The 23,060-nt window shown below is 39.1% G+C and carries 23 protein-coding genes, 1 pseudogene and 1 other annotated feature; of the genes and pseudogenes, 5 read left to right on the top strand and 19 right to left on the bottom strand.

Annotated features, from left to right (window positions below):
- The 5 genes and pseudogenes from OZZ83_RS11960 to OZZ83_RS11940 form a co-directional block, all read right to left on the bottom strand.
- Positions 1-173 (bottom strand): annotated as a pseudogene (locus tag OZZ83_RS11960) (polysaccharide deacetylase family protein); the annotation flags it as partial.
- Between the two features lie 82 nt (positions 174-255).
- Entirely contained in the window at positions 256-1,155 is a 900-nt protein-coding gene (locus OZZ83_RS11955) for an RsiV family protein (RefSeq protein ID WP_002308550.1), read from the bottom strand.
- 16 nt (positions 1,156-1,171) lie between these two features.
- Positions 1,172-1,678 (bottom strand): RNA polymerase sigma factor, encoded by a 507-nt coding sequence (locus OZZ83_RS11950; protein ID WP_002292824.1) that lies wholly within the window; start codon positions 1,676-1,678, stop codon positions 1,172-1,174.
- Between the two features lie 265 nt (positions 1,679-1,943).
- Positions 1,944-2,564 (bottom strand): DNA-directed RNA polymerase subunit delta, encoded by a 621-nt coding sequence (gene rpoE / locus OZZ83_RS11945; protein ID WP_002292825.1) that lies wholly within the window; start codon positions 2,562-2,564, stop codon positions 1,944-1,946.
- 75 nt (positions 2,565-2,639) lie between these two features.
- Positions 2,640-3,077, bottom strand: coding sequence for a DUF1934 domain-containing protein (locus tag OZZ83_RS11940; protein WP_002292826.1), 438 nt, complete (start codon positions 3,075-3,077; stop codon positions 2,640-2,642).
- Positions 3,078-3,239: 162 nt separating this feature from the next.
- Here OZZ83_RS11940 and OZZ83_RS11935 point away from each other — a divergent pair, with 162 nt between their 5' ends.
- Genes OZZ83_RS11935 through yidA form a run of 3 tightly spaced genes read left to right on the top strand, consistent with a single transcriptional unit; the run spans position 3,240 to position 6,249 of the window.
- Complete coding sequence (locus OZZ83_RS11935; protein ID WP_278023363.1) at positions 3,240-4,070, top strand: lipoate--protein ligase family protein; 831 nt, start codon at positions 3,240-3,242, stop codon at positions 4,068-4,070.
- On the top strand, positions 4,054-5,421 hold the full coding sequence (locus OZZ83_RS11930) for an HD domain-containing protein (protein WP_002308544.1): 1,368 nt from the start codon (positions 4,054-4,056) through the stop codon (positions 5,419-5,421). Before OZZ83_RS11935 ends, OZZ83_RS11930 begins: the two co-directional genes overlap by 17 nt.
- Positions 5,422-5,439: 18 nt before the next feature.
- A complete protein-coding gene (gene yidA, locus OZZ83_RS11925) occupies positions 5,440-6,249 on the top strand; it encodes a sugar-phosphatase (RefSeq protein ID WP_002292832.1) in 810 nt (269 codons plus the stop codon).
- Positions 6,250-6,297: 48 nt separating this feature from the next.
- Here yidA and OZZ83_RS11920 read toward each other — a convergent pair whose 3' ends face one another.
- On the bottom strand, positions 6,298-6,741 hold the full coding sequence (locus OZZ83_RS11920; RefSeq protein ID WP_002308540.1) for an NUDIX hydrolase: 444 nt from the start codon (positions 6,739-6,741) through the stop codon (positions 6,298-6,300).
- Between the two features lie 133 nt (positions 6,742-6,874).
- Here OZZ83_RS11920 and gloA point away from each other — a divergent pair, with 133 nt between their 5' ends.
- Positions 6,875-7,246, top strand: a complete 372-nt coding sequence (gloA, locus tag OZZ83_RS11915) for a lactoylglutathione lyase (protein ID WP_002308538.1) — start codon at positions 6,875-6,877, stop codon at positions 7,244-7,246.
- 188 nt (positions 7,247-7,434) lie between these two features.
- On the opposite strand, the gene OZZ83_RS11910 is transcribed toward gloA, so the two are convergent.
- Genes OZZ83_RS11910 through OZZ83_RS11865 form a run of 10 tightly spaced genes read right to left on the bottom strand, consistent with a single transcriptional unit; the run spans position 7,435 to position 17,352 of the window.
- A complete protein-coding gene (locus tag OZZ83_RS11910; RefSeq protein WP_002308536.1) occupies positions 7,435-8,790 on the bottom strand; it encodes a TrkH family potassium uptake protein in 1,356 nt (451 codons plus the stop codon).
- A 29-nt stretch (positions 8,791-8,819) separates the two neighbouring features.
- Positions 8,820-9,455: a V-type ATP synthase subunit D gene (locus OZZ83_RS11905; protein ID WP_002308534.1), complete on the bottom strand. Its 636-nt coding sequence runs from the start codon at positions 9,453-9,455 to the stop codon at positions 8,820-8,822.
- Positions 9,456-9,461: 6 nt separating this feature from the next.
- Positions 9,462-10,838, bottom strand: a complete 1,377-nt coding sequence (locus tag OZZ83_RS11900) for a V-type ATP synthase subunit B (RefSeq protein WP_002313473.1) — start codon at positions 10,836-10,838, stop codon at positions 9,462-9,464.
- Positions 10,831-12,612 (bottom strand): V-type ATP synthase subunit A, encoded by a 1,782-nt coding sequence (locus OZZ83_RS11895; protein ID WP_002313472.1) that lies wholly within the window; start codon positions 12,610-12,612, stop codon positions 10,831-10,833. Before OZZ83_RS11895 ends, OZZ83_RS11900 begins: the two co-directional genes overlap by 8 nt.
- Positions 12,613-12,633: 21 nt before the next feature.
- Entirely contained in the window at positions 12,634-12,945 is a 312-nt protein-coding gene (locus tag OZZ83_RS11890) for a V-type ATP synthase subunit F (protein WP_002292844.1), read from the bottom strand.
- A complete protein-coding gene (locus OZZ83_RS11885) occupies positions 12,935-13,921 on the bottom strand; it encodes a V-type ATPase subunit (protein WP_002308529.1) in 987 nt (328 codons plus the stop codon). Before OZZ83_RS11885 ends, OZZ83_RS11890 begins: the two co-directional genes overlap by 11 nt.
- A gap of 14 nt (positions 13,922-13,935) precedes the next feature.
- A complete protein-coding gene (locus OZZ83_RS11880) occupies positions 13,936-14,520 on the bottom strand; it encodes a V-type ATP synthase subunit E (RefSeq protein WP_325066070.1) in 585 nt (194 codons plus the stop codon).
- Between the two features lie 20 nt (positions 14,521-14,540).
- The gene (locus OZZ83_RS11875; RefSeq protein WP_002292848.1) at positions 14,541-15,011 is read right to left on the bottom strand and encodes a V-type ATP synthase subunit K; all 471 of its coding nucleotides are present in this window, start codon (positions 15,009-15,011) and stop codon (positions 14,541-14,543) included.
- A gap of 18 nt (positions 15,012-15,029) precedes the next feature.
- Positions 15,030-17,033 carry a V-type ATP synthase subunit I gene (locus tag OZZ83_RS11870; RefSeq protein WP_065763683.1) on the bottom strand — a complete coding sequence of 668 codons (2,004 nt, stop codon included), beginning with the start codon at positions 17,031-17,033 and terminating at the stop codon, positions 15,030-15,032.
- A complete protein-coding gene (locus tag OZZ83_RS11865) occupies positions 17,020-17,352 on the bottom strand; it encodes a hypothetical protein (protein WP_002312205.1) in 333 nt (110 codons plus the stop codon). The genes OZZ83_RS11870 and OZZ83_RS11865 overlap by 14 nt, the downstream gene beginning before the upstream one ends.
- A gap of 99 nt (positions 17,353-17,451) precedes the next feature.
- Positions 17,452-17,499: a sequence feature (sodium ion sensor (DUF1646 type); this cis-regulatory element may regulate processes involved in with the transportation of sodium ions), on the bottom strand.
- Positions 17,500-17,688: 189 nt separating this feature from the next.
- Between OZZ83_RS11865 and OZZ83_RS11860 the strand changes: the two genes are divergently transcribed.
- Entirely contained in the window at positions 17,689-18,408 is a 720-nt protein-coding gene (locus tag OZZ83_RS11860) for a gamma-glutamyl-gamma-aminobutyrate hydrolase family protein (RefSeq protein WP_278023364.1), read from the top strand.
- Between the two features lie 298 nt (positions 18,409-18,706).
- On the opposite strand, the gene OZZ83_RS11855 is transcribed toward OZZ83_RS11860, so the two are convergent.
- The 3 genes from OZZ83_RS11855 to OZZ83_RS11845 form a co-directional block, all read right to left on the bottom strand.
- The gene (locus OZZ83_RS11855; RefSeq protein ID WP_002316434.1) at positions 18,707-20,605 is read right to left on the bottom strand and encodes a fructose-bisphosphatase class III; all 1,899 of its coding nucleotides are present in this window, start codon (positions 20,603-20,605) and stop codon (positions 18,707-18,709) included.
- A gap of 160 nt (positions 20,606-20,765) precedes the next feature.
- Positions 20,766-22,028 (bottom strand): ABC transporter permease, encoded by a 1,263-nt coding sequence (locus OZZ83_RS11850; protein WP_002308517.1) that lies wholly within the window; start codon positions 22,026-22,028, stop codon positions 20,766-20,768.
- Positions 22,021-22,920, bottom strand: coding sequence for an ABC transporter ATP-binding protein (locus OZZ83_RS11845; RefSeq protein ID WP_002313470.1), 900 nt, complete (start codon positions 22,918-22,920; stop codon positions 22,021-22,023). Before OZZ83_RS11845 ends, OZZ83_RS11850 begins: the two co-directional genes overlap by 8 nt.
- Between the last annotated feature and the right edge of the window lie 140 nt (positions 22,921-23,060).

The following is a 23,060-nucleotide window of genomic DNA, read 5'->3' as shown; positions in this document are numbered from 1 at the left end:
GTCGACTTGTTTTTATTCGTTGATTGTTCTGATTGTTTGAAAGATTGTGATGAGCGTTCCGATGAAGTTACTTTTCCTTTCTCTTCGCTGATCAATGATGCGACCGAAGTGACTTCGAAAAATAAAAGCACGGATAAAGCAATGATACTGATAACTAAGTAATTTCTTTTCACTATATCTCTTCTTTCTCTTCTTAATTACTTACTTGAAAATAACTGTAAAAATTTGAAACTGCTAGTCGCAACTACTTCTCGCCTAATGATCCAAATAATTTTCCGATGCCAAAATCGTTTTTGTCACGGACTTGGGAATGACGAATTCTGGTGTTCCCATATAACCAGGAGCAATTTCATATTGAGAAAAAGTCAGAACTAATTGATGCTCTTTATTCAAATAAAAACTTCGTGTTGGTGTAACAAGTGTTGGTTTTTCTATCGTTCCTTCTTGAATATCTTGTTCAGTCCAATAGTACTTAGACGGATCTTCCTTGACTTGTTCGGCCATTTGCCGCTTGACTTCTTTTGTCAAAACAGATAGATAGGTGTCATCTTTGAATAACAGCGGAAGTGAGAGCTGGACACTGTTTTTCTTGTCGATCGTGTCGTATCTTTTTTCAACGTGGCTATCCGCTGCTGTTTGGGTAATCTGTCTTTCGATCACAAGAAACCGGTCATCGTCTACGATTTTCTGATAATCACCCAGAACTTGGTAATGATCCGTTTCAAGATTTCCATATTCTTTTTCAGCTTTTTTAAAATCTGCTTGTCCTTCGTGAAAGTATTTTTGGTTTAATCCATGAATCGTTTTGTTTTCTTTCTCATTTTGAGTATGGATCTTCGGTACTTGAATATCTATTTTTTCAGATTGATCAGTAAAACGTTCACCTAAGATCAATTCAATGACTGATCCTAAAATTGGCAAGTCTTCTGCAAAGCTTCGAACTTGACTATTAAAAAGGAGACTACTTGTTGTAATCATCACGATAGCCAAAGATACTACGAACCCTTGGAGGCGTCTTTTTCTCCGTCTTGCTTTTATGAATGATTGCTCTTCGATAAGAAAACGCTGGCGGATCTCCTCTTGAAGCCCTCTTGGAATTTCTTGTTCTTTATAAGTTTTCTTTAGTTTTTTTAACTTTTCTTTTTGAGAATACATAGCGGTCTTCTCTCCTTCATTCTAGGATTTGACGTAAAACATTCAGTGAACGATACATTTTTGTTTTAACTGTGTTTTCGTTCATATCTAAGATAGTCGCAATTTCTTTCAAACGAAATCCTTCAAAAAAGTAAAGGATCAGAATCTCTTTTTCCGGACTGTCTATTTTATCTAAAATCATATGAAGTTCTGCAACGGAAGTTTCTAAAGGTAATTGCTGCGGGATATCTTGAATTTCAAATAAGTCAACAGGTGTCCTTTTTTGTCTGCGCCAACTATCTAATGCCGTGCGGATCAATATCCGGTAAAACCATGCACTAAAATGCTCGATTTCTTTTTCTTTTTCAAAATACTTCAGTGCTTTATGGAAACTATCTTGCATCACATCTAAGGCCTCTTCTTTATCATGTACGTAATTCATCGTGATACGGAACATTTTTTGATAATCAGTTTCGATGAGTCCATTCAGCAGGTGACGGTATTTTTCAATCTGCCGTTTTTTCTTATATCCAGTAAAAATCATTCTCCACTCCTTTCCGCCTCACTTAATATGACGTACAAGGTACGCTAAAAGTTTCAATTATTTTATTTTTTATGTATTTACTTTGAATTTTTATATACAAAAAAGAAGGTGTGACAAAAATCATGTCACACCTTCTTATTCTGATAGCTTCAACGTCTCTATTGCAACCTCTGATACACGGTGTTCTAGAAGTAGCTTCTTCGGAAATAAGTGGAAATTTCTTGAAGTTGACCACTTCCGTCACAGCCTCTACAGTAAATGATGTTTATTCTTTTTCAGAGTCAGAAAATTCTTCCTCTTCATAGTCTTCATCATCATCGTCTTCGTCTATGATACTTAAATCTTCTTCGATATTCCCAGGCAAGTCTTCTTCATCATCTGTTGGGTCATCTGCTCCAATTTCTTGCAAGTCAGAATTATAAGCAGCGATTTCTTCATCTTCATCATCATCGTCATCAAACAGATCATCGTCGTCTTCTTCTGTCAGATCTGTATCTTCTGGGTCATCGTCATTGTAATCGATCGCGTCTTCATCATCATTGATAAAGGCGTTGACTTTCTTGCGTTTACGGCGACGCGGAGTATCTTCATCCTCTTCGTCCATTCCATGGTTTACTTCTTCATCGATCGAATCGATAGCATACCATGAACGCAAGCCCCAACGATTATCCCCTAATGAGATAAAGCTGCCGTCAATATTCAAGTCAGTATAAAATTGTGCGAGTGAATCACGAATTTCACTGTCTGATTTGCCAAGATAGTTTTGGATTTGGTTGGCTAAATCAGAAAAATCCATGACATCGCCACGTTGTTCTAAGATCGCGTGTGCTACTTCGATCATTGATAATTCGCTTTTGTTTGCACCTTCAAATACACTAATTTCCAATCAGGACACGTCCTTTCACAGTCTACTCCTTATCATACAAAATCAGACACAAAAAATCAAACTTTTCTTTTATATTTACGCTGTAAAATCCAATGTCAAATAATATTCGCCGATTTTTTCTAGTCCCATGAACAAATCATAATCGATCCGAACCTTTCCTGCTGTGGGACGGTCTTTCAAACTTACATGCAGTTCTTTCGTAAAGGTAGCAATCTGAATCATACCGTATGGTGTTCGGTAGGCTGTTTCTAACCGTTCTTTATAACCAAATTTCAAACGCATTCGCATTTCTCCTGCACGAATCAGCTGTACATGACCATCTGGAACTAATTTGATCGTTACAGGGATTTCATCGCCTGTTTCCTCCTGCATCTCTTTATACCGTATGTACAGCGTATCGCCAATCGTCACCATTTGCCCTTTCAAATCAAAATAAAAATCTTGCACTTCTCCTTGTTGCTTCACTTTTGTACGCAATTTGATCGAAATCGGTGTTCCTTGTGATAATTCCATTCTTCATTCTCCTTTACTTCTCATAGCTACATTGTTCCTAGTTTCTTTTGTTTTGTCAACCAACTTGTCCATTTTTACAGAAAACCTTTTTTCCAAAACAACTCCTTGAATTTAGAGTATAATATTGTAGAAAATATGAATTTATAAAAAGGAGCCGGTTGAATGAACCCTGCGATTCGACTAGATCAGCACATTTATCAAAAAAACGACTTTTCCCCTTTCGCATTAACAGATATATTAACGGAATATTCCAAAGAACACCAGCAGATCTTTTTGCATTTCTGGCAATATGACTGCACCGTCATCTTAGGTATGAAAGATGTTCGGACACCTTTTCTTAGAGACGGGATCCAAACACTGAAAGATGCAGGTTATGCTCCGGTAATCAGAAACTCAGGTGGATTAGGAATCGTATCAGACGAAGGGGTTTTGAATATTTCTTTGATTTTCCCCCAGAATGACCAAAAAAAAATAACCATCGATGGAGCTTACGAGCAAATGCTCCGATTGACTAAATACGCCTTTCTGAAGGCACCGATTCAAGCATTCGAAATCACCCATTCTTATTGTCCTGGAACTTATGATTTAAGCATCCATGGCAAAAAATTTGCCGGCATCGCTCAGCGTCGCATCAAAAATGGGATTTCTGTTATGATGTACTTAAGTGTCAACGGTAATCAGGAAAAGCGTGGGCAAGTCATGAAACGATTTTATCAATCTGCTTTAAAAGAAAGCTTTGGTACAAATGGCTATCCTGCAGTCGATCCTGCCACAATGGCAACACTTGAAGAACTGCTTGACCATCCCCTTCTCGTAGAAGAAGTCAAAGAAGCATTTGCAAAAGCTTTTGAAAAGCTGTATTCTGCAAGTGATTTACTGGATTCTACCGACTGGCTAAAAAAAGAAATCCAGCTGGAGCAATGGAACAACCAAATCCAGAGAATGAAACAACGCAATAACATAAAGGAGCTACAATATGACAACCCCTTATAAATATCAAATGCTGCCTATGGAGAAAGTTTTTCGTGACCCAGTCCATAACTATATCCATGTCCAGCATCAAGTAATCTTAGATTTGATCAACTCGAAAGAAGTCCAACGTCTGCGACGAATCAAACAATTAGGCACTGCTTCTTTCACTTTTCACGGAGCAGAACATAGCCGTTTTACCCATTCATTAGGTGTTTATGAGATTTCAAGACGAATTTGCGATATCTTTTCTCGAAATTTTCCAAAAGAAAAGATAGGCAACGGAGGCTGGGATGATCAGGAACGGCTGGTAACTTTATGTGCGGCACTATTGCATGATGTCGGTCACGGTCCTTACTCTCATACATTCGAGCATATCTTCCATACGAATCACGAGGCTATCACTGTAGAGATTATCACTTCTCCAGAAACAGAGGTGTATCAGATCCTTAACCGAGTAGAAGAAGGTTTTCCTGAAAAAGTAGCGAGCGTGATCCAAAAAACCTACTCTAATCCGCAAGTTGTCCAAATGATTTCCAGCCAGATCGATGCAGATCGAATGGACTATTTGCTTCGGGATGCTTATTTCACCGGAACGGAGTATGGAACATTCGACCTTACCCGAATATTACGTGTGATTCGTCCATATGAAGGCGGGATCGCCTTTTCCATGAGCGGCATGCATGCAGTGGAAGATTATATCGTTAGCCGATATCAAATGTATGTGCAAGTGTACTTCCATCCTGTTTCCCGTGGTATGGAAGTGATCTTGGAGCATCTGCTTCATCGCGCGCACGAGTTGTATCAAGAAGATGCCAGCAGTTTTGAACTACACTCTCAACTACTCTTGCCATTTCTTGACGGAAGCTTTACTTTAGAAGAATACCTCAAACTTGATGATGGGGTCTTGGGTACTTACTTTACTCAATGGTCTGAATCTGCTGATCCTATTTTAAATGATTTAGCTAAACGTTTTTTGAATCGTAAACCACTGAAATCCGCCACTTTTTCTGGCAACCGAGATTCAAATTTGATTCAAAAACTCACTTTGTTAGTAGAAAAGGTCGGCTATAACCCTGTTTATTACACTGCTGTCAACTCTAGCTACGATCTGCCTTATGATTTTTATCGCCCAGAACAAGGCAGACATCGTACGCAAATCGAGATTTTGCGAAATGACGGAACTTTGATAGAATTATCACAGGTTAGTCAGCTTGTTGCCGCTTTAGCGGGACAAGAACAAGGAGATGAGCGATTTTTCTTTCCAAAAGAAATGGTTGACCCATCCTTGCGTGATCATTATGATTTATTTGATGAAACTTATCAAGAATTTGCCAGCCATATCCGTAATGGCGCATTGATTGAAATAAACTAAAATATATTGGAGGAAATTATGGCTATCAAACTAGTCGCTATCGACATCGATGGTACTTTATTAAATGAGAAAAGAGAAGTAACAAAAGAAGTAAAAGAAGCGATTGCCGCTGCTGTTGCAAAAGGGGTCTCAATCGTTTTATGTACTGGTCGCCCCTTACCAGGTGTCCAAGAACAGTTAAACGAGCTGGACCTTTTTCAAGATAATGATTACGTTATTACTTATAATGGGGCACTCGTACAACAAACAAAATCAGGTAAAATCATCGCCCGTCACGGTCTGACTCATGAAGATTTTCTAGAAATCGAAGTGATGGCACGCCGTGTTGGCAGTCATCTCCATTCGATTGATGACAAAGCAATCTACACACCTAATCGAGATATCAGCGCTTATACGATACACGAAGCAAGCTTAGTCAAGATGCCGCTAAAATATCGAACACCTGAAGAAATGACACCAGACATGAACATCGTCAAAATGATGATGATCGACGAACCAGAAATTTTAGACGCAGCAATTGCACGTTTACCGCAAACTTTCCGTGATAAATACACAACGGTCAAAAGTGCACCCTATTACTTCGAAGTACTAAATAAAGAAGCAAGTAAAGGTGCGGCAGTTGCGAATCTTGGACAACATCTTGGTATTGACCAAGATGAAATCATGGCTATAGGGGATAACGAGAACGACTTATCCATGATTGAATATGCTGGTCTAGGAGTAGCTATGGGAAATGCCGTTTCTCTTGTCAAAGAAGCAGCAAATGTCATCACTTCATCGAACGACGAACACGGTGTAGCTGAAGCAATCAAAAAATACGTTCTGTAATAAATAAAAAACTGAGAGAAAGCTGGTCTACTCGCTTTCTTTCAGTTTTTATTTATTATTTTTTTCGATCCATCTCTCGACTGCCCATCGATGGCTGCCACGTTTCAATTTATCAAGTGCTTCTCGAGGACTGACCCACCAGATTTTATTGGTCTTTTCTGTGGGTTCTCCTATACGCTTCCAAGAATCAGCAGCAAAGAAATATCCTGGATTATAGTAATAAGTTGCACGATAATTCGAGTAAAAGTACTCATCTGCTTCTCCCAGATAGAAAGCAATTTCTGCCGCAATCCCCATTTCTTCTATTAGCTCACGAACGATTGCTTCTTCTTTCGTCTCATCTCCTTCAATTTCCCCGCCAGGAAGAAAAAAAGCACCATTTGGAGCCTCGATTACTGCAATCTGCTGATCTTTTTCTATGACGATATATGCTGCATAACGGGTTTGATAATCAGCAAATTGCTTTTTTTCACCAAAAATTGGTTTATCCATGAATAGTTTCCACCTTAACAGTTTTATTTTCTATCCATTTTACATGAGAAATTTCTCATGAACAAGCACAAATCAACTATTTCCTTACTTCTTTTTGTTATGATTAAATAAAAGGAAAGGGAGAGATGAATCTATGAAAATGGCTCACACATGTGTTCGAGTGAAAGATCTTGAAGCATCAATCGAATTTTATCAAAAGGCATTTGGTTTTGAAGAAAGCCGCCGCCGTGATTTTCCAGAAAACAAATTTACACTTGTTTATTTGACACTTCCTGGGGATGACTATGAATTAGAGTTGACTTATAACTACGATCATGGTGCCTATGATTTAGGAAATGGTTATGGTCATATCGCTATTGCAGCTGATGATTTAGAAAAATTACATGAACAGCATAAAGCTGCAGGTCTTGAAATTACTGACTTAAAAGGATTACCTGGCACTGCGCCTTCTTACTACTTTGTCATTGACCCTGATGGTTATAAAATCGAAGTCATCCGAGGCTAATAAAAAGAAACTGTGACAAAAATCTTGTCACAGTTTCTTTTTTTCGAATAAACGATGTTCCAGAAGTAGCTTCTTCGGAAATAAGCCGAAATTTCACAAAAATTTGAGAAGTAATTTCCGTAAATTCCTTCTTATTTCTTGAAGCTGCCTCCTTCTGTCACAACCTCTATTTATGTTATCCGCATACTTTATCCAATCATGACACTTTCTTCTGGATATTTGTATTTTGATTGAGTTCTTTGTGCTTTTGTCATCAGAGAGAAGACCACAGTCAATACCCCAACTCGTCCAATGTACATAAGCGCTATAATGATCAATTTCCCTATTGCAGTCAAATCTGGCGTCAATCCCATCGTAAGTCCTACTGTTCCAAATGCAGAGAAGACCTCAAAAGCAATATATTCGATGCCAGAAGTTTTAGGTATCGTTTCAGTCACTGATAAAATCATGATGGCGACTACACACAGTGTCAACGTGATAAAAAACAACGTGAGTGCTCGCAACACTGCGCCTTGACGGATTGTACGGCCAAATGCTTCCGCTCTCGTACGTCCTTTAAGCATCGAACGCATCTGGATCAGCAACACACCTAACGTAGTTGTTTTCAATCCGCCGGCAGTCGACCCAGATGTTCCGCCAATGTACATCAAAAACATCGTTAAGATCAGACCGGCATGACTCATATGGAGGTAATCAACTGAATAATATCCAGCCGTTCTAGGTGTTACACTCATAAAAAAAGTATTTGCCAATCGTTGAAACATATTCCCTTCCACTAACGTTGCCCCATTGTGTTCTGTGAAAAAGAACACAACAAAACCGCCTAATAAAAGGGTACCTGTAACGGTTAATGCGATTTTTGAATGAATCGTCATCTTCTTTTTCTGATGATATTCCAATAAGTCACGCCAAACGATAAAGCCTAATCCGCCAGAAATAATCAAAGCAGATACCACCATGATCAAATAAACATTTTGCTGGTGATTGGCTAAACTGTCTCCTAACAAATCAAACCCTGCATTACAAAAACTAGAGATTGCGTGAAACAAACTGTACCAGATCCCTTTCAGCCAGCCAAATTCAGGCACAAATACAAAAGATAAAGCAACCGTACCAATCAATTGAATCACAAAGGCCAATTTCAGGATGTAAAGCATGAGCTTCATCACACCTGATACTTCTTCTAGATTTAGCGCTTCTTTTAATATAATACGTGTGCTGAGACTGACTTTTTTCTTTATCAATGCAAAGCATAGAATCGGAACCATCATAAAACCAAGACCGCCGATCTCAATCAAAAGCATGATCAAAAACTGACCAGCACTGTTCCAATGTTCTGCTGTATTCAATGTCGTCAATCCCGTCACGCAGACGGCAGAAGTTGCAGTGAAAAGCGCATCGATAAAATTTGTCCCATGCCCACTATTACTAAAAAATGGCAGGGTAAGTAGGCCGCCGCCAACTAAAATCAGGAGAAAAAATCCTAATGCGAGAAGCTGAACGGCCGGCAAGCGTTTCTTTAATTGTTTGTTTTGTTTAATCATCGTTTTCCTCTTTTAAAAAAGGATACCACTTAGTCAGTGGTACCCATATTTTTTACTTTGATCAACCTTGTTACTTCTGCGCGCTCGTTTTCTTCTAGCTTCATACGAATATAATAGATCGTTTCTTCTAATTGAGGAATCGTCATATATTCTAATGCATTGACTCGTCGACGTGTCTTTTCGATTTCACTCGCCATCAGCTGACAAGTTTTTTCGATTTCTGTCAGTTCCAAAAGTTTTGGAAGCAAGGTAGTAAAGCGATCGATTGACCGATCCAGTTCGGCACTGGAATTCAAATACCCGTATTCCAAAGGGGAGTCTGTCAGCTGTTCATCATATTCAAAATTCATCACAGGTACTTTTACACTCATGATATTTTTGTCTACAATAGATAAAGCAACGTTTTCCGCCGGCAAAGCAAACAATTCTTCGATGAAAGGTTCCGTGATCGAAGCATTTGCCAATACAAAATCAGACATTGCTTCTGTCATAGACTCTTCCATTTCTTGACGCAGTTGGTTGTTCTTTCGAATCAACAGGATGAATTGACGCATCAGTTCATCTTGCTTATCTTTTAATAATTTATGCCCTCTTGTGGCAGTTGTCAACTGTTTTTTCAATCGGGTCAATTCCATGCGGGTCGGATTCACATTCAATCGTGCCATCAGAACTCACTTCCCTTCTGGCAGATATTTGTCCAGCATGTCGTCTTTGATTCGTTTTAATTCGGTTCTTGGCAACATCGATAGCAGTTCCCACCCTAGATCAAGTGTTTCAGTAATCGAACGGTTCGTGTAGAATCCTTGATTGACATATTCTTTTTCAAACCGCTCAGCAAACTTCGCATAGATCTTGTCTACATCAGATAAAGCAGATTCTCCTAAAACTACGGCTAATTCTTTTGCCTGTTTTCCTTGTGCATAGGCTGCAAAAAGCTGATTCATCGTAGCCGCATGGTCTTCTCTTGTCTTTCCGGGTCCAGTTCCTTTATCTTTTAACCGCGAAAGAGACGGAAGTACATCAATTGGTGGTTGAATCCCGCTCTTGTAAAGCTCTCTAGTCAAGATGATCTGACCTTCTGTAATATAACCGGTCAAGTCAGGGATCGGATGGGTCTTATCGTCTTCTGGCATTGTTAAAATCGGAATTTGAGTAACTGATCCTTTTAGTCCGCGGATCCTTCCTGCTCGTTCGAACAAAGTAGCTAAGTTCGTGTAAAGATACCCAGGATAGCCTCTTCTTCCTGGAACTTCTCGCCGTGCTGCAGAAATCTCTCGCAATGCCTCTGCATAGTTGGTCATGTCTGTCATGATAACCAATACATGCATTCCTTTTTCATAAGCAAGATATTCTGCAGCAGTCAAAGCCATACGAGGAGTAGCAATACGTTCGATTGCAGGGTCGTTTGCTAAATTCATGAACATGACAGAACGGTCGATTGCACCAGTTTGTCGAAAATCTTCCATGAAAAATTCTGCTTCTTCAAAAGTAATTCCAATAGCAGCAAAGACTACGGCGAAATCATCTGATGAATCAAGTACCGTTGCTTGTCGCGCAATCTGAGCAGCTAATTCTTTGTGAGGAAGACCAGAACCAGAAAATACTGGTAATTTTTGTCCACGAACTAATGTGTTCAAATGATCGATTGCAGAAATCCCTGTTTGGATAAACTCATCTGGGTAATCCCGAGCTACTGGATTGATTACTTCTCCGTTAATATCCAAATACTTTTCGGGCAGGATTTCTGGTCCGTTATCTTTTGGACGTCCCAAGCCATCGAATACTCGACCGATCATGTCTTCCGATACACCTAGTTCTAAAGGATGTCCTAAAAATCGTACAGAAGAGTCACGTAAATTGATACCACTTGTTCCTTCAAATATTTGGACCATTGCTTTATCTTCTTGGACTTCCAATACTTGTCCACGACGAATCTCGCCATTTTGCATACGGACTTCGATTAATTCTTCATATTTGACACCAGCAACTTTTTCAACCGCCATCAATGGACCGACGACTTCACCGATCGTACGATATTCTTTAATCATTGCTCATGCCTCCTTCTGAAACGATTGTTTGCATCGTTTGTTTGATTTCACCGATAATTTGATCTAGTTTTTCTAATTCTGTTTCCGGGATATATTTGCTTCGTCCGATCCTTTCACGAATCGACACGGTACCGTCCATGATCTCACTTAAATAAGCACCTAACGACAACGCACGGCGTCCTTCTTCACCAAAGGTCAAGATCATCTTCAACATTTTGAATTGTTTCTCTCTTGAAGTGAATGTATCGACATCATCAAAAGCATTTTGCTGCAAATAATCTTCACGAATGGATTTTGCCACTTCTAATGTCAGACGGTCATTATCTGAAAGGGAATCAATCCCTACCAAACGCACGATTTCATTCAGCTGCTGTTCTTCCTGCAAAATACGCATGCCCTCAGTGACCATGGATGCCCAGTCAGCTTGAAGGATATGATCCATGTACTTCCCTACTTCTGTTGAATAAAGAGAATAACTTTGGATCCAATCGATTGAAGGAAAATGTCTTTTTTGGGCTAAAGTCGAATCAAGTCCCCAGAATACTTTTACGACCCGCAATGTATTTTGTGTGACTGGTTCCGAAATATCCCCTCCAGAAGGCGATACAGCACTGATTGCGGTTATACTTCCTTCGCGACCTTCTGATCCTAAAGCAATGACTCTTCCAGATCGTTCATAGTATTCCGCAAGACGGGAACCAAGATAAGCTGGATAACCTTCATCACCAGGCATTTCTTCCAAACGTCCGCTCATCTCACGAAGTGCTTCTGCCCATCGTGAAGTGGAGTCAGCCATGATAGCAACGTCATAACCCATGTCACGGAAATATTCCGCAATCGTGATTCCCGTATAGATAGAAGCTTCTCGAGCCGCTACTGGCATGTTAGATGTATTGGCAATCAATACCGTACGTTCCATCAACGATTCTCCTGTATTAGGGTCAATCAATTCAGGGAATTCATTTAAAACATCCGTCATCTCATTTCCGCGTTCACCGCATCCCACATAAACGACCAGGTCCACATCGGCCCATTTTGCGATTTGATGCTGAACGACTGTTTTTCCTGCGCCAAATGGACCAGGAACAGCTGCTGCTCCCCCCTTTGTCACTGGGAAGAACGTATCGATCACTCGCTGTCCGGTGATCATCGGTGCATCAGGGTTTAATTTTTCTTTGATTGGCCGACTACGTCTGACTGGCCATTTTTGGAGCATCGTCAAGTTTTTGTCACCATTTTCAGTTTCAACGACACATACGGTTTCATCAATAGTGAACGATCCTTTTTCGATTGTTTTGATCGTACCTTTTATCCCATTTGGCACCATGATTTTGTGTTTGATAACTTTTGTTTCTTCTACGATTCCAATCACATCGCCAGCACTAACCGTTTCTCCGGCTTCTAATGTGGGTTCGAACCACCATTTTTTCTCATGATCCAATGCAGGCAATTGGACTCCCCGTCCTAAGAAATTACTTTGTGTGATTTCCATAAAGGTATCTAATGGCCGTTGGATTCCGTCAAACATTTGTGAAATGATCCCTGGTCCTAATTCAACAGATAAAGCTTCACCAGTAGAGCGAACCGGTTCGCCTGGACCAATTCCAGAAGTCTCTTCATATACTTGAATAGACGCCACATCGCCACGCATCTCGATAATTTCTCCGATAACTCCTAGATCTCCCACTAAACACATGTCCTGGATACTGGCATCAGACATGTTTTCAGCCATTACAAGAGGTCCGGAGACTTTTATGATTTTTCCAATTTGCAAAATTTCTATCTCCTTTTCATACTATAAGATATTTTGACCTACTGCTTTTTCTACGTTCTTTTGAATTTCTTCCAGCCCAATCCCTAATGATCCTTGATGGTTGGGAATCAATACGATAGCAGGTATCATTTGTTCCTTGTAACGTTCGATCGTTTCTGGGCTCAATGCTGCACATTGCTCTGTGACATAAATCACGCCATATTCATTCTTTGCCATTTCTTCAATTGCCTGGCGAACGGTCTGCTTGGTTGTACCGTAACGAACATCGAAGCCAAACAATTTGAATGGCAAAACAGAATCTTTGTCGCCAACTACACCGATCTTATGCGTCATAGACTTGTCTCACCCGCTTTCTGATTGTTTCTGGTTCGAAATGGCTTCTTTTGCCGATAACCAGTAAACGAAGGTTTTTGCTTTCTACCTCTTTTGCGTTCAAAAAGGCTAGTAGTGGCAGTGGTCCGAAAGCCTGGGTTTGTGCTTCTTGATACAATGAACTTAGATAATCATCTTTCAACTGTTCAAGCTTTACGAGATCAAGATTTCCCTCACGGATGACAGGACGCAGAAACTCAGCATAATCTGTCTCTAATAGAAAGTTCGTGTAAGCTTCCATGTCTTTATCTACAAAGTTCAAAAATACTTCTTTTTCGATACTTCCCGAACTGGAAAGCACCGTCGTCATGAACCCATATGTTCTTTTCTGCAATATTCCTCGAGCCATCGTTGTGATATTGGTCAAGTCAATAAAAGTAATGACTTCTGTCAGTAATTCTTGATATCCTAGCTTATCGGCAAGCCGTCGCTGTTCAGTCATAAACTGCCGATCATAGATCACATCGATTCCCTGAAGAATGGTAGACTCTTCAAAATAATCGCGGACTTCTCGTATACTATCCATAATACTTTCAGGGAGTTCATTTGAAACTTGCGTATGAATGGCATCCTTCAAGGTTTCTAATGAATAAAACCCATCGTCGATATACAAATGGTCCAGATTTTGATTTGTCATCTCAGCCTTTGTTAAAGCTTTCAGATTATGGAAAGTATAACGCATCGTATAGATCCAAACGATTTCAGGCTCCGGTGCTGATTCCTTTAACCAGCGAAATAGACGGCTCTGCTCCTTTAAAAGATTCTGTTCAAAGTCATATTCATATCCGTCATAGATATATGGACTGTAAATCGTGGATTTCAATATCTCACCAAGTGCTTCGACAGAATTGGTTTGAATCATCCGTTCAAATGTCTCATTGGACAAAAGTTCAAGCTCTCTTCCGCGAATCAAGGGATTTAGTTCGTGGTATTCCATACACTGATCCCTCCTTATTCGAATAATTGATTGGCAATCTCAAAACTCATCGTTCCTTGGATATCTTGTACAAGGCTGCTGAAAAGAAAATTATACTGAACTCCTTGATCGTTTATCAGAAACCCAGCTTGACCAGCAACAGATTCATCGCTTAAAACCATCGTAAATGGAAGTTCATTGTTCCATTCATCCAACAATGTCTGAGAAAGATAAGCTGCTGTTTTTTCTCCAGCAATGAATGTTACTTTGCCTGTCAAAGGTAATGAATACAATGAATTTTTGATAAACTGGATTTGTTCAGATTCATCCCAATTCTCCATTTCAGCTATTGCATCTGCAAACAATCGACGTAAAATTTCCTGCTTCGCGTTCAAATTTTCTTGTCGCACTTCTACTTGTTGGCGATTCCTAAGCTGACGGTATTTTTTTTCAAGTAATTCGATTTGTTTTTCTTTTTGTTTTTGATGTTCTGTTTCGATTTGCGTACGTTTTTGTTCAAAGTTTTGATCGATCTTCATTCGCTCTTCTTGCTCTAACGCCGCTCTTTCTTGCTCTGCTGCTTCATTCATCTGAGAGATGATTTTTTCAATGGCGTTCATCTGGTTTTCCTCCTTTATGCTTAGGCATTCAATACTAATAGGAAGGAAATAACGAAACCTAAAATCGCATATGTTTCAACCATCGCAGCAAAAATGATTCCTTTTGTAGCATGTTCAGGTTTTTTCGCTAAAATTTGGATACCTGCTGCTGCAACTTTCCCTTGGGCGATACCTGAAAACAAGCCTGTAAAAGCAATCGGCAGAGAAGCGCCTAAAAAGTTCAAACCTTGTACAACTGACATATCATTTCCTAAGTTGATAAAAATCAAAAAGGCGATAACGAATCCATACAACCCTTGCGTACCTGGAAGCAATTGCAGAATCAGAGCCTGTCCGAATTTTTCGGGTTGACTTGTTGTTAACGCTGCTGCTGCCTCACCTGTCATTCCAACACCTTTAGCTGAACCGATCCCTGAAAAAATCGTCGCTGTTGCCATCGCTAATACTGCAAATACCATTCCACCATTTTGACTAATTAAGTAATCCATCATTGTATAAAAATCCTCCAATTATTTATTGTTTTTTTTCTTATGATTGATGTTGACGTATTTTTCCGCCGTTTTCAGCGGGTCAAAGGCACGTCCGCCTCCTGTATAAAATTTTCCAAAAAATTCGACATACTGCAATCGTGCGCCATGGACATAGGCACTCAACAGTGTCAAAAACATATTCAGTGCGTGTAAAGCGATGATCAAAAGGATCCCTATACTGAATCGAGCGGCTGGCGGCATGAAAGCAACTAGCATATTGAATGCCGCGCCAATACTTCCGCCTGAAATACCTAGTGCCATCAAACGTGTATAACTGACTAAATCACCGATATAACCAGTCAATCCGTAAAGATTATACGCTCCTTTAGCAGCACCCTTGACTTTAGACGGCGATTGGATAATCGGCACGATTAAGATACATAAAGCAGCAATGATCGATAGCCCCACGCCAAGATAAACAAATGCTGTATTTTTTATCAACATGGCACCAATCAATGCAATAACGATTCCAATTAGGATTCCTTGCCAGGCAAATCCATCACTGACAGCACTCAAGTAATCTTTTCTCCTGATATTTTCCTTTGCTGCCACAAATAATCCAACCAAGATCTGTATTAGACCGAAAATCACGGATAAAATCAAAATCGTATTGACGTCATCCGTCGTAGATAGGATTGGGAAAGGCAAGCGAATGCCAAACAGTTCTTTTGGTAATGCCTGTCCGAAAAATGAACTGTAGATCAATCCCCAGATGATCGATGGTACCGAGAGAATCTCAAAGAATTTTACGAAACGTTTCATCCCACGTGGTAAAACAAGTAGTTTTTGAGCTAGTATTGTCCCAATGAGCATCAGCAATCCGTAACCAACATCTGCGACCATCATCCCGAAGAAGACAAGATAAAATGGTGTCATCCAAGGTGTTGGATCTACTTCTTCATATTTTGGCAGACTGTACATTTCAGTCAGCAATTCAAAAGGTTCGATAAGCGGATGATTTTTCAATTTAGTAGGGACTTCCTGCTGAATCTCTTCTGAGTTTGGTGTTTCGAAACTAACATATATATCTTCTTCTGATACAGTTTCGTTTAACAGATGCATCAAATTCTGTTTTTCTTCTGCATCTACCCAACCTTGCAAAACGATCAGATAAGTGGCATGGATAAACCGTTCTTTTACTTTTTCCCGTTCTGCAACGGCAAGTGTGACTTCTTCTACCCATTCAAATTCTTGGATATAGCCGCTGCACTGACCTAACGCTGTTGTTATCTTCTTTTGGTGCTCGTGAACAATGGATAATTGCTGTTTGGTTTCTTGCAGTTTTTCTTTAGGATTTTGTTCATAAGGATACGTTTCTTTATTGAACCCGTATTTCCCAGCAATTTCTTCTATTGCAGCAGCTGATTTGTTTAAAGCAACATACGAAAGATAAACTTGTTTTGGCGTATAATCTATTTCTTCCATATAAACGTCATCAAGTTTACTCAGTTCTTCCTTGAAACTTTCAAAATTTGCTGCACTCACAGTCCCCATCTCAAAAAGGGTCGTCTTACTTGCATACATACTTGGAGCAATATCCAGCTGTTGCCAATGAAGAAGCCATTCTTCCTCTTCTTCTAAACGATCGCGTTTTTCAGTTAGCTGTTCCCACTTTTCTTTTAAATCAAGGACTTCTTCTAATTTATTCATGAAATTTTCTTCGGAATAATTTGCTTCCAAGTCTTGTAAGGAAAGTTCTTGACGTTTCAAATGGAGTTTCTTTTGACGGCTATCGCCGTGGTGTTGTATGAATTGGATAGCTTCTTGGATGTCTTTCAGTCGATTGCCTAAAGCGCTTAATTTTGCTTCTTTATCAATAATCGTGGTATCTGGAAAATATTTTTCTACCCACTGGTTATTTGTTCTATTTTGATACAGATCCCGGATTTCAACATTTTGGATTCCTTGTACTGCTTGTAAAATCCTCTCCTGATTTCTTTTATCTGAAATGAGGGTCACTTTTTCCATCTTAGTGACGGCCATAAGTTTCTTTCACCCTTTCAATGATTGCACCGATTGCTTGACTCTGATGCTTTTGATATTGGTCTTTCAAAGTAGCTTGCACCTTGTCTGCTTCTGCTTTCAATTTCATTTTTTCTTTTTCTAATTCTTGCTTTTCGAATTGTTCTTTTTCTTCTACCAACTGTTTCAGCTGTTGCCGATTGTTTATTTGGATTATCTCCAATTCTTGCTCTTTTTCTTCTGCATAGGTCTTCAACTGCTGCCGTAGGGTTCGGGCACGCTTCTCATTTTCTTCTTCTGCTTTTCGGATTTGTTCCAATGCTTCTAACACTTGCTTCACTTCCTTTCGATTTAAAAAAGAGGTACATGCTTTCTTTTTTCATTGAAAGTATGTACCTCTAAAGATAACTTAGTATAGGCAGGCCCCTTCAATAAAATGTCCTTCTCACCCCTTGAAGAACTAGATCCTTGAAGCTTACGCCCAACCTTTTTATTTCTGCTTACTTTTTATTATAACAAATTAAGCAATATTTTCAACTATCGTCATGAATTTCACACGAAAATTCTCTTTACAGATAGTAACACAGCAAGAACAGATAAGTATAGGGGCAAGTCTTACATAGTTTAAATTTTTTTAAATCCTTGTTACAATTAGTCTACTTTAGGGGGAATAAAAATGAAACCAATCATCGGCATTGCCGGGAATCAACTGATTCGAGCAACAGATATTTTCCAAGGAAATCAAGTAAGCTACACACCGCAGGGATTTGTGGATGCAGTTTTAGATGCTCAAGGATTGCCTCTTATTCTGCCAGTCATGTCTCCAGATTCAGCGCCTCAACTAATTGAGAAAATCGACAAACTTATTTTTGCAGGCGGTCAGGATGTTAGTCCGCAACTTTACATGGAAGATCCTCATCCAAAACTGACGGAAACAAATATTCAACGAGACCAATTCGAACAGGCATTGATTTTGGAAGCATTGAAACAAAGAAAACCGATTTTTGCAGTCTGCCGAGGACTTCAACTATTGAATGTCGTGTTGGAAGGAACACTTTATCAAGATCTTTCATTATATCCAAAATGGTCCGTAAAACACGAACAACAGCCCACTGCCCCGCAGTTTGCGACTCACGAAGTCAAAATCGTTTCGGACAGTTTATTAAGTGACCTTCTCCCTGATTCATACTTTGTGAATTCCTATCATCATCAGGCAGTCAAAGATCTTTCTCCTTTGTTAAAAGCCATCGCCTTTTCCAACGATGGACTCATTGAAGCAGTCCAAAGTAAAGATAATATGCACAAAATCCTTGGTGTCCAATGGCATCCGGAACTTTCTCATCGTGTAGATTCATCTGAACAGCGTTTATTCGATTTCTTTGTGAATGAATTTTAACCGTTTTTCTGAGGAAGTTGTGAAAAAGCTGTCCTGCATCAAGTAATAAGAACAGTCAAACAAAAATAGCTTCTCATATTTTTCGTTTGGCTGGGCTTATTACCGCAGATGCAAGCTTTTGAACACCGTGAATCAGAGGTCGTGAAATCAGCGCCCTGACCTGAGTATTAGAGAAATAAAACGGAAAAATCGCTTCTCATATTTTACCGTTTTTTGAGCTAATACCGAAGGAGACAGTGGCACGCCTTTTGTTGCAGTCGCTTTTTAGTCTATTGAGCAATGTTGGCTAGCATTTTTCTCAATCGTCCTTTCGATAGTCCAACAGCCTTTGGAGCTGAGTAATCTGTTGCTGTAATTCCATTCCTTTTGTCGTATCTCGATTAAGTTTGCGTGGGAGCTGCTGCTCGATCACTTTTTTTACATTCGTTTGATCAGATTTTTTTGCAAATTGTTGTTCAATAGGCAAGAACGGATAATGTGTCACGATTTGGAAACCGTAAGAATTGCATAGTAGTGAGTAGCCAGCAATCCCGGTTGTTTTTTGATAAGCTTTGGATAGACCTCCGTCAATAACAAATGCTTTTCCGTTTGCTTTGATCGGTGACTCCCCTTTTTTTACTTTTACTGGTGTGTGTCCATTGATGATTGCTGAACCTTCTTCTTTTGCATCGAATTCTGCCAAAATTTTTTCACTGAACCACTCTTCATCTCGCAAGTGATAATAGGGATTGCTTTTTTCGACGTGCGTATGAGGCTCTGTGAGAAAATAGCGCTCAAAAGTTGCCATTTTACTCTTGCCGAATAAAGGCGAAAATGGCCCGCTCCACGCATACCAAATCAAATCGGTCGCCAAGTCTTCTTTTGCAGTCAAATCTTTTGCGCTTTCAGTTATCTGTTTTTCAAAAAATCCCAGTAATTCTTTTCCGCGATAAGATTGGTCTAATTCAAATGCTAAGAGCTGCCCCTTTTCATCTACAGGTATACAGCCATGAAACAGTACATGCTGATTATTCGTGAGATACATTCCCCCTTTTTCGATCAAAAACGTCATGTGTTTTTGCATTCTTAACGAGTGTTGGAATGAATACATCAAACTATCGATCACTTTTTGTTCCTCTTCCAAGAACTTTTTAGGATCATCTGGCTGGATCGTTTGAAAACAAGTCCCTTTCAACTCATAGAGCTGACCTTCTAAATCGATTGTTGATTCCTCGTAGTTGATTTTTTCCAACAATTTACGATCGTCCATTTTAAATTCAGGTCGTCGATCCAACAACTGATGTTCTGATTTGAATTGGAGGATAGAAAGTGCTTGATGGATCTTTTCTAATTCTTCTTGTTCTCTTTCAGATAGATCTTTCCCGTTTTTAGGTGTAAATACAGGATTCTTCTGGTAAGTTTGATGGGCAAAAGAAAATAATGGACGTAAATTTAATCCATATTCTTTCTCTAATTCAAATAAATAGTTGTAGCGTGCGGCAATCCGTAAAAGCGTCAATAAACATGCCTCAGAGCCGCAATACGCACCAATCCACAAAATATCATGATTCCCCCACTGGATATCTACAGAGGAAAAATCCATGATTCGATCCATCACTTTGGCTGCTTGAGTTCCCCGATCAAAAATATCACCCACGATATGCAAATGATCGATGACAGATTTTTGGATCGTCTGCGCAAGTTTTGTTAAAAATTTTTCTTCTTCCTTCATCAAGACAAGCTGTTCAATGATTTTTTTTACATAGTCTTTTTTCCCGTTGATACGATCATCGATATACAAGAGTTCCTCAATGATATAGCTATATTCTTTCGGCAATCCTTTTCGAACTTTTGATCGAGTGTATTTGACTGTCGTAAACCGTAAAAGATCGATCAAACGATGGATCAGCTGGGATTTATCTTGTTTTTTGTACCACTCAGTCGTCAATGCATATTCTGGATAAGCCGTAAAAATAGTGAATTGGCTAATCTCTGTTTCCGTCATTTGTTCAGAGAAAAGGTCTTTGATCTTTTCTTTAAGATTTCCTGAACCGATACGCAGAATATGATCAAAAGCAGGAAATTCGCCATGTATATCGCTCAAAAATAACTCTGTTCCTTTTGGAAGCTGTAAAATTGCTTCGAGATTGATGATTTCCGTGATGACATCTTCCGTTGTGGGGAATTTCTCTGAAAGTAAATCTAAATAGCGGTCCATTAAAACGCCTCCAAAAATTGGTATACTCAATATTATAAAGTTGTTATACACTATTTTCAATGGATATATATCAAATATAATAAAAAAATAGAAATAGGTCTATACAAAAAAGGAGCTGAGAACAATAAATGTCCAGCTTCCTTCTATATTTTTTTATATTTTATGCTTTTTTTCGTTCATTTCTCATAATTGAAATCGATTGTTTCAATGAACTCCATAATCCGCCTTCGCTATACACGAGTACATTCGATTTGTACATGTTTGCAGACAAAATCATCAATAAGAATGTCACGGCTACAAGTACCAACAAGGAAATCAATGCTCCACCCATACCGACTGTCTCATTTGCCAAGCGAACCGGCATAATATAGGAAGATAAAAATGGAATATACGAAGTGATTCGAATAACGATATTATTTGGATCTGACGCACCTAATATCAACCCAAGCATGTATCCGCCTAAAGATAAATAAGTCACTGGCAAGATTGCTTTTGCTGTATCTTCTGCTTTGTTGACCAAAGAGCCACATAAAGCTGCCAAAACAGAAAAAATCAAAATGCCAAAGATCATAAATAGAAGAGAATACCACAAGAATGGTCCAATCAAATTATCTAATGAGATACCATCCAATATATTCTTGACCATTTCCATATCTTTGAATTGATTGTATCCTACACCAAAAATAATGCCGTATAATGCCATTTGCGTTAATGCAACAAGCAAAACACCAGTTAGTTTCCCGTAAAAATGCTTTTGTGCAGTCGTACTGGACAGGATCACTTCCATGATCCGCGTGCCTTTTTCAGAAGCAATCTCTTGTGCAATGATTTGTGCATAAGTCAGAATGATAATGAACAAGACAATCGTCGCCACATAGCTGACAACATATTGGACTGTCGAATTATCTTCTCCTACCGACATTTTTCCTTTTGAATCAAAGTTGACTTTTTGTCGAGTCAAACTTGCCTGTTGGCTCAAACTTGCTACTTCTTCTGGAGAAATACCTAATTCGCTTGCTCGAAGCATCGATTGCAAGCCTGTCAATTGTTGTTGTATCAGCAGTTGTGTACTTTGTCCCAATGAATTTTCACTATAAAGCGTCCCATTTACTTTATCTTTATCAGTTGAGACTACTAAATAAGCATCAATTTTTTCTTCCGAAAGGTCTTTTTGTGCGTTTTCTTCAGAATCCACTGCTTTGAACTCAAAATCATCTGTTTTGACTTGGCTCATTTGCTGACTGATTTGCTCATTATCAGCCAATACGCCGATTTTATTGACATCACTATTTTGCTGGGCAAAGTTTCCTGCTACATAAATAATACCTAGCATGATGAAAGGGACTAATATCATAATCAAGAAAGAAATCGACTTGACATTTTTTAAATAGACATCTTTGGTAATAATCCAAAACTTACGCATCGATTTCACCTGCTTTCAATTTGAAAATCTCTTCCAAAGTTGGCGGCTGCTGGTTGAACATAGGAATATAGCCGAATTGAGTCGCACGAGTAAAGATTTCTTTCCCTGCTTCAGGATCTTCTAATGTAATCTCTAACGTATTATCCTCACGAAGGATCACTTTTTTCACGCCTTCGATTTCTTCTACTTCCTGTTGGCTTAACCCAGATTCCAAGAATAACTTCGTACGGCCAAATGATTCACGGATCTCATGGACTTTTCCATTCAAAACCATTTTTCCGTTTCGTAGCATGATCAAATGATCACAGATTTTTTCTACATTATCCATATTATGGCTAGAAAAAATGACACACGAACCATGTTTCTTCAATTCCAATATTCCATCTTTCAGTAATTCCGCGTTTACCGGATCTAACCCGCTAAATGGTTCATCCAAAATGATCAATTTAGGTTCATGAATCAATGTGGCGATGAGCTGGACTTTTTGCTGATTCCCTTTAGACAAAGATTTTACTTTATCCGTCTTTTTCCCTTTTACCTGAAATTTTTTCATCCAAAAATCGATTTTTGGTTCAATTTCTTTTCTTGATTTCCCTCTAAGTTCTGCAAAATAAAGCAGTTGGTCTTGAATCGTTACTTTTGGATAAAGTCCTCGTTCTTCTGGAAGATAACCGATGATATCATAATCTTTCTCCCCAAGATGATGACCATTCCATAACACTTCTCCTTGGTCTTGTGTCAAAAAATCCAAGATCAAACGAAAAGTCGTTGTCTTCCCAGCACCGTTTTGACCAATCAGCCCCATGATTTTTCCGTCTGGGATTTGGAAAGAGACATGATCGACAGCTGTGTAGTTCCCAAAAGTTTTAACAAGATTCTTGACTTCTAACATTTCTTCACTCCTTCTTCAATAAATCCATATATCCTAAAACACCAGATGTAAGCGATTTATTATTTACCAACAAAACGTATACTCTCTTGTTGTTGTAAATAAAATGATAGGACACTTTACTTTCTTTGTAAAGTGCCCTT

It is taken from the genome of Enterococcus sp. E5-162, assembly GCF_035725965.1.
GTDB lineage: Bacteria > Bacillota > Bacilli > Lactobacillales > Enterococcaceae > Enterococcus_B > Enterococcus_B lactis.
This window is presented reverse-complemented; position numbering and strand designations above follow the sequence as displayed.